Source organism: Ruegeria sp. AB9 (assembly GCF_056542585.1).
Window position 1 is genome coordinate 1 of the sequence record NZ_JBQGAA010000038.1, and the last position, 4,194, is coordinate 4,194.

At 54.9% G+C, this 4,194-nt stretch carries 1 protein-coding gene; it reads right to left on the reverse strand.

The window, feature by feature from the left end; genetic code table 11:
• Positions 1-3,986, reverse strand: a 3,986-nt coding sequence (locus ACR0K5_RS24900; protein ID WP_480632199.1) for a beta strand repeat-containing protein, incomplete at its 3' end; no start/stop codon positions are given.
• Positions 3,987-4,194 lie beyond the last annotated feature (208 nt).

The following is a 4,194-nucleotide window of genomic DNA, read 5'->3' on the forward strand; positions in this document are numbered from 1 at the left end:
ATCGCGGTCCCAACCGAGAAGGTTTGATCCCCCGTCAGTGTCAAAGTTCCAGTGTTGTCCTTTTGCAGGATCTCGAAGTTCACAACCTGTGTACCGTCGAAGGTCTGGGTTGTCGCCGTGTCGACGGCAAATATATCCCCAACTGCGGTATTGGCCCCCCCGTCAATCAGACTCGTGACGGTGAAACCATCGAAGATAGTAACAGTGTCGTCGCCCTCCTGACCCAGAACGGACCCTGGAACCGAACCTGCGATCAGATTGATAGTGTCATCCCCAAGACCGCCATCGATCAAACCAACTGTGCCGGTGGTATTGATGGTGATTGTGTCGCCCGCGTCCGTTGCGGTGCTTGCATCATGACCATCAGCGCCGCCAAAAACGCCATTGGTCACACTGGCATCGCCAAGCACCGAAATCGTATCGGCTCCTCCGCCACCCTCGATGGCATTTGAAACCACAGTTGTGCCGGTGGCGGTCAGGGCCTCGTTGCTGGCCGATCCAAGAAGATCCGCCAGGATGCTGGCGCCGCTCAGAGTAACATCCCCACCGGAGACGTTTAGTGCTGTTGCGACGTTGTTGTTGCCGGTTGCGCTGACACCATTCAGGCGCAGCGAGTCGAAATCCAGGGTGGAATTCACAGCGCTAACGCTTTCCCAACCGCGGATCGTGTTGGTATTTACGCCTGTATTTGCGCCATCAAACGTCAGGGTGTCGACGAAGGTGTCCGTGACCACAAAGTCGTCGCTTGGATCAAGCGGTGTGCCGTTGTTGTTGACAAAATCGTTGAAGTTCGTGCCATCGAGAATGATATCTCCGGCATAGGTCGCAGCGCTGATTACGGCGGTATCGTTGCCGCTTCCGCCAACAAACTGGTTTGTAAGGGTTCCATCCGTCCAATTGAATGTATCATCCCCGTCTCCGGCGCTGATCAGACCATTCAACGTGGCGCCATTCAGATTGATTGTGTCATTCCCGCCAAAGGCCCGGAAAGACGTTGAATTCAGGATTTGACCGCCATTCAAATTGACAGTGTCATCCCCATTGTCCCCTTCAATGCGAACGGTAATGACACCACCGTTCATGGTAAAGATATCGGTATCCGTCGAGAGAGCGTTGGTCGTGCCAAGGAAAACCCTATCTCCGACCGTTCCGGCATCCAGCGTGAAATCGTCGTTGCCCCTTTCAAAGATGAGGCTCCCGCTAAGCGTCACATTGGTCAGGTCGAGTGTACCGCTCTCATCCCCGGCGCCCCAGTTTACCGTGCGCACCGAGCCGCTGATCAGGTCAATCGTGTCATCACCAGCGAAGGCGATTATGTCGGTTCCAATATCGCCCCCGTTCAAGGTGATATTGTCGATGCCATTGTCGCCGATAATCCTGGCGGCAGAGCCACCGTTCATCACAAAGGTATCAGTGTCTGTTGAGACCCCATTTGTGAGCCCCAGATGAATATCACCAGCCACATCTCCCGCATTCAGCGTGAAATTGTCGTTACCCCTTTCAAAGACGAGCTCCCCGCTGACCGTCACATTGGTCAGGTCCAGAACGCCGCCTTCGTCTCCGATCCCCCAGTTAACGGTGCGCACAGATCCGCTGATCAGGTCAATCGTGTCGTTACCGCCAAAGGCGATTATGTCGGTTCCAAGCACACCCCCATTCAAGGTGATATTGTCGATGCCATTGTCACCGATAATCCTGGCGGCAGAACCACCATTCATCACAAAGGTATCGGTGTCCGTTGAGGTGCCGTTGGAGAAACCCAGATGAATATCTCCAGCCACATTTCCTGCCGTCAGTGTGAAGTCGTCTGCCCCACCTCCGAAAATGAGCTCCCCGCTGACCGTCACATTGGTCAGGTCCAGAATGTCACTCTCATCGCCGTTGCCCCAATCTACATTGCGAACCGATCCGTTGATCAGATTGATGGTGTCAACACCAGCAAAGGCACGAATGTCGCCGGCGATCGCGGTGCCGTCGAGCGTGATTGTATCAACCCCATTGTCACCAAACACTGTGCCACCGATTGTACCGCCAAGCATCACAAAGGTATCGGTGTCGGTCGAAGCGGCGTTCGTCGTGCCCAGAAAAACGTGCCGGCCAACGGCTCCGACCGTCAGAGTGAAATCGTCCACACCGGAATTAAAGATAAGGTCCCGGCTGACTGTCACATTGGTCAGGTCCAGAATGTCGTTCTCATCCCCCGCACCCCAGTTGACGTCCCGCACCGAGCCGTTGATCAGGTCGATTGTATCGTCGCCGCTACCTGCATTAATATCACCGGTGATCGCCGTACCGTCGAGCGTGATTGTATCAACCCCCCTGTCGCCGAACACTGTGCCACCGATTGTTCCGCCTAGCATCACAAAGGTATCTGTGTCGTTTGAGTTTGCCCCGGTATTGCCCAGAAAAACGTGCCGGCCAACGGCTCCGACCGTCAGAGTGAAATCATCCGCACCGGACTCAAAAATCAGATCCCGATTGACCGTCACATTGGTCAGATCCAGAATATCGCTCTCATTCCCCGCACCCCAGTTGACGTCACGCACCGACCCGTTGATCAGGTTGATCGTGTCGTCGTCTCCGCCTGCATTAATGTCACCGGTGATCGCCGTACCGTCGAGGGTGATTGTATCAACCCCCAGGTTGCCAAGTACCGAGCCTCCGATTGTACCACCGGTCAAGGAGATCAGATCATCGCCGTTATCACCAATAACGGAGCCCTGAATCTGACCACCATTCATGATAAAGGTGTTCGCCTCTATTGTGCCGACGCCAAAACGCCCCAAGCGCACATTCCCGCCCACGGTCCCCGCATTTAATGTGAAATTGTCAACGCCTGTCCCAAATTCGAGATCCCCGCTGACCATCACATTGGTCAAGTCGAGGATACCGCTCTCATCTCCCGCACCCCAGTTAACAGTGGTCACCGACCCGCTGATCAAATTGATTGTGTCAACACCGTTGCCGCCACCAATGGAGCCGGTGATTGCAGTGCCATCCAGCGTGATCGTATCGTCCCCGCCGTCACCGGCCACAGAACCGCCGATAGTGCCACCATTCATGATAAAAGTGTTATCTTCTATCGTATTAACACCAAACCGCCCCAGGCGGACGTTCCCGTTCACAACACCTGCATTCAAGGTGAAGTTGTCAACGCCTGTCCCAAATTCGAGATCCCCGCTGACCGTCACATTGGTCAGGTCAAGGATGCCGCTCTCATCCCCCGCACCCCAGTTAACAGTGGTCACCGACCCGCTGATCAAATTGATTGTGTCAACACCGTTGCCGCCACCAATGGAGCCGGTGATTGCAGTGCCATCCAGCGTGATCGTATCGTCCCCGGCGTCGCCGACCACAGAACCGCCGATAGAGCCACCATTCATGACAAAGGTGTTATCTTCTATTGTATTAACAGCAAACCGCCCCAGGCGGACATTCCCACCAACATTTCCATCCAACAATGTGAAGTTGTCAACACCTGTCCCAAATTCGAGATCCCCGCTGACCGTCACATTGGTCAGGTTGAGGAAACCGCTCTCATCCCCCGCGCCCCAGTTAATATTGCGCACCGAGCCGCTGACCAGAACGATCGTATCAACCCCGTTGCCGCCAAGGATGTCAGCTCCGATCGTGGTGCCGTCCAGAGTGATTGCATCATTGCCATTCTGGCCGGCAACAGATCCCCCTATGGTTCCGCCACTCAAGATGATGACGTCGGTGCCTCCCGCACCGCTAACGCCCGCGTTGATATTTCCACCTGTGATCTGAAACGAGTTGGCATCAGTCGTCGAATTGACGCTTGTTGTTGTCCCGAGAAAGACACCCCCGAGCACCGTCCCTCCATTTATCTGGATGTTGTCAGAGCCAGCATCACCGCTGATATTATTTGCAGTTGCTGTTGTGCCGGAGAGGGAAATGGTATCGTTTCCCCCGGCGCCGGAAACAGAAGCCCCGGCCGGATCATCCGCATCATCGCACACTAACATGTCGTCGCCTGGTGTTCCTGTGTTGCTCGGGGTACAGGCGGCAAATGTCGGGCTCGCACTGATCATAATCAGGGAGCTAACACCAGCAGCAAGTGCAGAGCCCGTGACCGCAGGGGCAGTAAGAACGTGTTTGCCGCGTTTGAAAATACGACCGCCGCGGAATATGTGACTGGCTTTATTGTTTGTGTGCTCTAATACCATTTACTCG